The sequence below is a fragment of the Megasphaera sp. An286 genome, from assembly GCF_002163455.1.
In the GTDB taxonomy this organism is placed as follows: Bacteria; Bacillota; Negativicutes; order Veillonellales; family Megasphaeraceae; genus Megasphaera; species Megasphaera stantonii.
Map to the genome: position 1 here is coordinate 249,617 of NZ_NFIY01000001.1, position 7,196 is coordinate 256,812.

The window sequence follows — 7,196 nt, forward strand, 5'->3', positions numbered from 1 at the left end:
AATGACTACGATAAAACCGATGATTCACAAGTATTGTCAAAACGGCACGTACATGTTGCTGGACGTCAACAGCGGCATTATCAACGTAATAGATAAGATGACATACGACATTCTCGACGTATACGACGGAACGAATAAAGACGCCGTGTACGAGGCCTTCGCCGGCACGTATGCCAAAGAAGACATAGAGGAAACGCTGGGCGAGCTGGACGAGCTCATCGAAAAGGAACTGCTCTTTGCGCCTATGGCCGATGACTTCCAGGTCGTCGCCGAAGAAGAGCCGATCGTGAAATCCCTGTGCTTAAATATTGCTCACGACTGCAACCTGCGCTGCAAATACTGCTTCGCGTCGCAGGGCGACTACGACACGCATAGGCGGGAGCTCATGAGCTTCGACGTCGCGAAACGGGCCGTCGACCTGCTTATCCGCAGTACCGAAGGGAAGCGGCAGCACTGTGAAATCGACTTTTTCGGCGGTGAGCCCCTCATGAATTTCGACGTCGTCAAGCAGACGATCGAATACATCCGCGAGCAGGAAAAAATCCACGATAAAGTCTTTAAGCTGTCTCTGACGACGAACGGCATGCTGCTGGACCCGGCCAAGGTCAAATACCTGACGGAAAATCACATCAGCCTGATCCTGAGCCTCGACGGCCGTCCGGAAGTGCACAACCGCATGCGTCCCGACGCCGGCGGCCGCGGCTCCTATGATTCGTGCGCTAAAAATCTCGTCTACGCGGCGGAGCACCGCGACGGCGAAGAATACTACGTCCGCGGCACCTATACGAAATACAACCTGGACTTTGCCAAAGACGTGGAACACATGGCCGATTTAGGCTTTGAAGGCCTGTCTATGGAACCTGTCGTAGGCGACGATTTGTCCTATGCCATTACGGAAGATGATTTGCCCCGCATTTATGAAGAATACGATCGCCTGACAGAGTTATATTTGCAGCGCATGGATGAAGGCCGCCCTTTTATCTACTACCACTTCATCATGGACTTGTACCGCGGACCCTGTATTGCCAAGCGTCTCCGAGGCTGCGGCGCCGGCCATGAGTATATGTGCGTCGTGCCGAACGGCGACATATATCCCTGCCACCAGTTCGTAGGCCAGGACGAGTACGTCATCGGCAATGTATATGACGGCGTTACGGATACAAAACTGCCGCCCTTGTTCCGCGATATGCACGTCCTCAACAAGCCGATTTGCTGCGACTGCTGGGCAAAATTCTTCTGCAGCGGCGGCTGCCATGCCAACAATATCAAATACGGCGGAGATATCAAAATGCCGTATGCCCTGAGCTGCAAGATTCAGAAGAAGCGCATTGAATGCGCCATGTACATCCAGGCCGTATTAGCCATGCGCGGCCAAAAGGCCCGCTTATTCGGCGACGACCGGGATGACTGCGAAGGATGCGGCGCCTGTGAATAAGCTGAAACGAGGCTTGGTGCTCGTCGTATTTCTCTATCTCCTGTATGCGATTGCGAAAGAGGGGCCGACGACGGAATTGGTCGGACTGCTCTTGCTGCTGGCTTTTGTCTTTGTCATGCAGTGGTGGATGAAGAGCGACCTTCGCAGGCGAATGAAAGAAAAACAAAAAGACGACATATAATAGGATATCCGTATGCGACGCGCAGGAAGAACGCCGATTTCTCCTGCGCGTTTTTGTATTCGGAAAGAACGGAGCATATCTTGAAAGTGGATGTAGAAAATAAAATATAAAAAAGTCTACTAATTTTGTTGACTTTATGATAAAACAGGAGTATGCTATGGATGTAAGCAAAAGTGCATCGTAAAGGTGTACTTTTAATTTGGAGTAATTGTATATTATTTATAGACGCGCAGGAGTGAAGCATTATGGCAGAATTATTAAACATAGAAGGGCTGAAAGTAGAAGTTGAAGGAAAGGAAATCTTAAAGGGATTGGATTTAACCGTCCGTGCCGGCGAAGTTCACGTCATTATGGGAACGAACGGTGCAGGGAAATCGACGTTGTTCAACGCCGTCATGGGGCATCCGAAGTATACCGTTACAGGCGGCAGTATTTTCTTCGAAGGAAAGGATATTACGCGCATGCCCGTAGACGAACGGGCTAAGGCGGGAATTTTCATGGCTTTCCAGGCGCCCATTGCCGTGCAGGGAATTTCTGTGGAGAACTTTACCCGCAGCGCTAAGAGCACGATAAGCGGCGAAACGCAGCGCATCATGCCTTTCCGTAAAAAGCTGAAAGCGCAGATGGAAGAACTGAAAATGGACAGCTCCTATGCTTCCCGCTACGTCAACGACGGATTTTCCGGCGGCGAACGAAAGAAGACGGAAATCCTTCAAATGTGCATGCTGGAACCGAAGCTGGCCATGCTGGATGAAATCGACTCGGGTCTCGATGTCGACGCCGTCCGCGTCGTGTCGCAGACGGTGGCGAAATACCATGACGAGGGGAACGCTCTCATGGTCATTACGCATCACAGCGAAATTTTGCAGGGCCTTCAGCCGGACGTGGTTCATGTCCTCATCGACGGAAAAATCGTCAAGTCCGGCGGCCCGGAATTGATCCAGGTCATCGAGGAAAAAGGATACGACAGCTTTAGATAAAGAGAAAGGCAGGTACCATGTCATGACTACTATGGCTAATGCGGCGGAACAGAAGCGGAAAGACGAACGCAGGACGATCGAAGCGTTTTCTGATTTCAGCAATATATATAACTTTAAAAAGGACTTTACCTATTCCTATAAAACCGAGGCCGGCTTGACGGAAGACATTGTCCGGACCATTTCGGCTGAAAAAAAGGAACCGAAATGGATGCTCGATTTCCGTTTGAAATCGCTGGATATTTTTCACCATCTGGAATATCCTGTTTGGGGTCCCGATATCAGCGAACTCCATATGGACGACATCGTTACCTATGTCCGGCCCAATACGCAGATGAAAGCCAGCTGGGACGACGTGCCCGACGACATCAAGGACACCTTCGACCGACTGGGGATTCCCGAGGCGGAAAAGACGTCCCTGGCCGGCGTAGGAGCCCAGTACGATTCGGAAGTCGTATACCACAGCATTCAGGAAGAGCTGGTGCAGCAGGGCGTCATCTACACGGACTTTGAAACGGCACTGCGGGAATACGGGGATATCATTCAGGCTCATTTCATGAAGCTCGTGCCGCCGACGGATCATAAATTTGCCGCTCTCCACGGCGCCGTCTGGTCTGGCGGCTCCTATGTATACGTGCCGGCCGGTGTAGACGTATCCATTCCGCTGCAGAGCTATTTTCGCTTGAACGCGCCTGGAGCCGGCCAGTTTGAGCATACGCTGATTATTGTGGAAAACGGCGCGAAGGTGCATTTCATTGAAGGCTGTTCCGCGCCGAAATACAACGTAGCCAATCTCCACGCCGGCTGCGTCGAATTGTTTGTCGGCGACGACGCGTCGCTGACCTACTCGACCATAGAAAACTGGTCGAAGAATATGTACAACTTAAATACAAAACGGGCGATTGTCGGCCGAAACGGCACGATCAACTGGGTGACAGGGTCTTTTGGTTCCCATACATCCTGCCTGTACCCCATGAGTATCCTGCAGGGAGAAGGGGCGCACTGCGAATTTACAGGCGTTACCTTTGCCGGGAAAGGGCAGTATCTCGATACGGGATCGAAAGTAGTCCATAACGCGCCGAAGACGACGAGCAATATCAATTCCAAGTCCATCAGCAAGGACGGCGGCGTCTGCATTTACCGCGGCAGCGTCGTCATCAATCCCCGCGCCGAGGGGGCGAAGGCCAACGTCAGCTGCGAATCGCTGATGCTGGATGAACAGTCGCAGTCCGATACGATTCCGGCCATTGTCGTCAAGAACGACAACGTCGATCTCGGCCATGAAGCATCTATCGGCCGCATTTCCGACGAAGCCGTTTTCTATCTCATGAGCCGCGGCCTCAGCGAAGATGAAGCTAGGGCGATGCTGGTCAAGGGCTTCGTAGAACCTGTTTCCAAAGCTCTTCCGCTGGAATACGCCGTAGAGATGAATAATCTGATTAACCTCGAATTAAAAGGGTCATTGACCTAAGGAGGGGAGATATACATGAACGTAAAGACAAAACCTGTGATGCAACTATATAATGAGCTTCCCCGGCCCACATTTCGGACAATAAAAGTCAATAACTTGGAGCTTGAACCTCTGCCGGAACGGCCATCGGGCAGATATACGCCGCAGCATCAGCGTGAAGGGGACATTTCCCTATATTTTTATCAGGGAAACGGCATGCCCGACCTGGGAGAGTTTCAAGGGGCCAATGCCGAAGCGCTGGAACGGGCCCTGCGCCATGCCGATAAGGGATGCGCCATTGAAGCCGAAGCGGGAGCCAAGGGGACGGCCCGCTTAGTATATGAAGTAAACGACGACCATCCGACGTTGAACCGGCAGCTTCGCATTACGGCCGGAGCTGGCAGCGACGTAACAGTATATTTAGTATTTGAAGGCGGCGCCGCTGGCGGCGAGGTAAACTTCCTGCATTACATCCGTGCAGAGGCAGGCGCTCATGTCAAAATCGTGAAGGTACAGCTTCACGAAGGCAATGTCCGCCACATCGAGCACCGGTATGCCGAAACTGCCGAAGGCAGTTCCGTCGAATACGTCAGCGCCGAGCTGGGGGCAAAGGAAGCCGTCGTATATTACAAAACGGATCTCCTGTACGATGAAAGCTCCTTTGACAGCAAAAGCTTGTATTTAGGCAAAGATAAGCAAATCGTCGATTTTTCCTACTGGATTCCCATGCAGGGCAAAAAGACGAAAGCCGACGTCGCCATAGCGGGGGCTTTGCAGGACGAAGCGAAAAAAGCTTTTCGCGGCACTATCGATTTCCTGCGGGGAAGCAAAAAGGCCGTCGGGTCTGAAGCCGATACGTGCATTCTCCTGAGTCCTAAAGTCCATTCGATTTCCGTGCCCCTACTGCTGTGCAAGGAGGACGACGTCGTCGGCAATCATGCTTCCAGCGCCGGGCAGATTGACGAGGACACGCTGTTTTATCTCATGAGCCGCGGCTTCGACTATCAAGGCGCCCAGGCGATTATCGTCGAGTCCCATATCCGTCCTGTTGTCGACGCCTTAGGCGACGGCACGCTGGCGGAGCGGGTGCTCCAAACCGTGCGAGAACGGATGAATTCCCAAGGATAGAAAGGTGATAGCTATGCTGAATGTACGCAATGATTTTCCCATTTTAACGAAACGGCACAACGGCCATCAGCTCGTGTATCTCGACAACGCGGCGACGACGCAGAAACCGCGGCAGGTCATTCAGGCCGTCGTCGATTTTTTAGAAAACCATAACGGCAACCCCCATCGCGGCGCTCATATCCTCAGCGTCGAAGCGTCTGAAGCCTATGATCAGGCGCGGGAAGCCGTGCGCCGGTTCATCAACGCCCGCAGCGGCGAAGAAGTCATTTTCGTACGCAATGCGACGGAAGGGATGAATCTCATCGCTCGGAGTTACGGCGAAACGCACTTGCAAAAGGGAGATAAAATTATCATCCCTATTTCAGAGCACCATGCCAACCTCGTGACATGGCAGCGGGTCTGCCGTGCGACCGGCGCGGAGCTGGTATATATGTATCTCGACGAAACAGGTCATTTTACGGAAGACGATTTGGCTAAGATTGATACATCTGCTAAAATCGTAGCCTTCGCCGGCGTCAGCAATGTGTTGGGCATGAAGGTGCCGGCTGAAAAAATCATTGAACGAGCCCACGCTGTTGGAGCCGTCGTCGTGTATGACGGCGCGCAGGCGGTGCCGCATATGAAAGTCGACGTACAGGCGCTGGACTGTGATTTCATGGTTTTTTCCGGACACAAGATGCTCGGCTCTGCCGGTACGGGCGTCGTCTACGGCAAAAAAGAACTTCTTAATGACATGGAACCCTTCCTGCTGGGCGGGGACATGATCGAATATGTACAGGAACAAACGACGACCTTCAACGTATTGCCTTTTAAATTTGAAGCCGGCACGGAAAACGTCGAAGGCGCCGTGGCCCTCCATGCGGCCATTGAGTATCTCGAACGCTTGGGCTGGGAGGCTATTGAAGAACACGAACATGCCTTAGTCGTCCGGGCTTTGGAGGGGATGAAGAAGATTCCGCACATCCGCATTATCGGCAGTACGGACCCGGAAGAAAAGACCGGCGTCATCGCCTTCATGATAGACGGCGTCCATCCCCACGATGCGGCGACAATTCTTGACAGCTACGGCATCGCTATCCGTTCCGGCCATCACTGCGCCCAGCCTTTCGGCGCTCATATCGGCGCGGAAGCGTCGAACCGCATCAGCTTCTACATCTATAATACGATAGAAGAAGTAGAGTATTTCCTGGAAACGCTGCCCTTAGTGCGCAGGCAGATGGGCTACAAGGACTGAGGAGGCGGACGATATGGAAGCAATGAACGAGTTATATTCTGATATTATTTTAGAACATAACCAGCGCCAGGAAAACAAGCGCTTGCTGAAGATCTATACGATGGAAGAACGAGGCCATAACCCGAGCTGCGGCGACGACATTACGCTGCAAGCCAATATCCGGGACGGCGTCATCGTCGATGCGGCCTACACCGGCCACGGCTGCGCTATCAGCCAGGCGTCGGCAGATATTATGATAGATATCATCAAGGGGAAATCGGTAAAGGAAGCTCTCCGCCTAGTCGATTTATTCTTGGAAATGATTAAGCGGAATATTACCGATGAAGACCAGCTGGAGGAATTGGAAGACGCCATAGCTCTTAAAAATATTTCTAATATGCCGGCCCGCGTCAAATGCGCCGTCTTAGCATGGCATACGCTGAAAGAAGCCGTCGAACGCGGCGAGACACAATAATTGCCGGCCCTTTAAACTAGAGTATACATGCCGCCTCCCATTGCGTTATGAGAAAATGCATTGAGGCGGCATACTTTTTTTGAAAAACGTATTGACAACAGGACGAAAAGGGGATATACTAAACAAGCTGTTGCGGCAGGACGCCGCGGCAGGCCGGATAGCCGGTTCGCTTGAAAAGAACTTCAAAAAAGTGCTTGACAAGCCCGGACGAGTCTGGTAAGATATACGAGTCGTCGCGAGACGGCATGGCCTTTGAAAACTGAACAGTGTGATACGAAACAATACGCCAGAGTGCGAGGTCTTAGCAATAAGATTTCAAAACAGGTAATACCAATAA

The 7,196-nt window shown here is 52.1% G+C and carries 8 protein-coding genes; all 8 read left to right on the top strand.

Annotated elements, in window-relative coordinates; translation table 11 throughout:
• The first annotated feature begins 1 nt into the window (after position 1).
• The 8 genes from scfB (at position 2) to B5F80_RS11230 (ending at position 7,079) form a co-directional block, all read left to right on the top strand.
• Positions 2-1,435: a thioether cross-link-forming SCIFF peptide maturase gene (gene scfB / locus B5F80_RS01205; RefSeq protein ID WP_087476974.1), complete on the top strand. Its 1,434-nt coding sequence runs from the start codon at positions 2-4 to the stop codon at positions 1,433-1,435.
• On the top strand, positions 1,428-1,616 hold the full coding sequence (locus tag B5F80_RS01210; protein WP_087476975.1) for a hypothetical protein: 189 nt from the start codon (positions 1,428-1,430) through the stop codon (positions 1,614-1,616). Before scfB ends, B5F80_RS01210 begins: the two co-directional genes overlap by 8 nt.
• A 245-nt stretch (positions 1,617-1,861) precedes the next feature.
• Positions 1,862-2,596: a Fe-S cluster assembly ATPase SufC gene (gene sufC / locus B5F80_RS01215; RefSeq protein ID WP_087476976.1), complete on the top strand. Its 735-nt coding sequence runs from the start codon at positions 1,862-1,864 to the stop codon at positions 2,594-2,596.
• Positions 2,597-2,627: 31 nt separating this feature from the next.
• Positions 2,628-4,064: a Fe-S cluster assembly protein SufB gene (gene sufB, locus B5F80_RS01220; RefSeq protein ID WP_087476977.1), complete on the top strand. Its 1,437-nt coding sequence runs from the start codon at positions 2,628-2,630 to the stop codon at positions 4,062-4,064.
• Between the two features lie 96 nt (positions 4,065-4,160).
• On the top strand, positions 4,161-5,171 hold the full coding sequence (locus B5F80_RS01225; RefSeq protein WP_239386276.1) for a SufD family Fe-S cluster assembly protein: 1,011 nt from the start codon (positions 4,161-4,163) through the stop codon (positions 5,169-5,171).
• 13 nt (positions 5,172-5,184) lie between these two features.
• Positions 5,185-6,405 (top strand): SufS family cysteine desulfurase, encoded by a 1,221-nt coding sequence (locus B5F80_RS01230; RefSeq protein ID WP_087476979.1) that lies wholly within the window; start codon positions 5,185-5,187, stop codon positions 6,403-6,405.
• A gap of 13 nt (positions 6,406-6,418) precedes the next feature.
• A complete protein-coding gene (sufU, locus tag B5F80_RS01235; RefSeq protein ID WP_087476980.1) occupies positions 6,419-6,859 on the top strand; it encodes a Fe-S cluster assembly sulfur transfer protein SufU in 441 nt (146 codons plus the stop codon).
• Positions 6,860-6,938: 79 nt separating this feature from the next.
• On the top strand, positions 6,939-7,079 hold the full coding sequence (locus B5F80_RS11230) for a hypothetical protein (protein WP_158099942.1): 141 nt from the start codon (positions 6,939-6,941) through the stop codon (positions 7,077-7,079).
• Positions 7,080-7,196 lie beyond the last annotated feature (117 nt).

Excerpts from the sequence above, each read along its gene's own strand:
- scfB (WP_087476974.1), top strand. The coding sequence starts at position 2 with ATGACTACGATAAAACCGATGATTCACAAGTATTGTCAAAACGGCACG.
- sufC (WP_087476976.1), top strand. The coding sequence starts at position 1,862 with ATGGCAGAATTATTAAACATAGAAGGGCTGAAAGTAGAAGTTGAAGGA.
- sufB (WP_087476977.1), top strand. The coding sequence starts at position 2,628 with ATGGCTAATGCGGCGGAACAGAAGCGGAAAGACGAACGCAGGACGATC.
- B5F80_RS01230 (WP_087476979.1), top strand. The coding sequence starts at position 5,185 with ATGCTGAATGTACGCAATGATTTTCCCATTTTAACGAAACGGCACAAC.
- sufU (WP_087476980.1), top strand. The coding sequence starts at position 6,419 with ATGGAAGCAATGAACGAGTTATATTCTGATATTATTTTAGAACATAAC.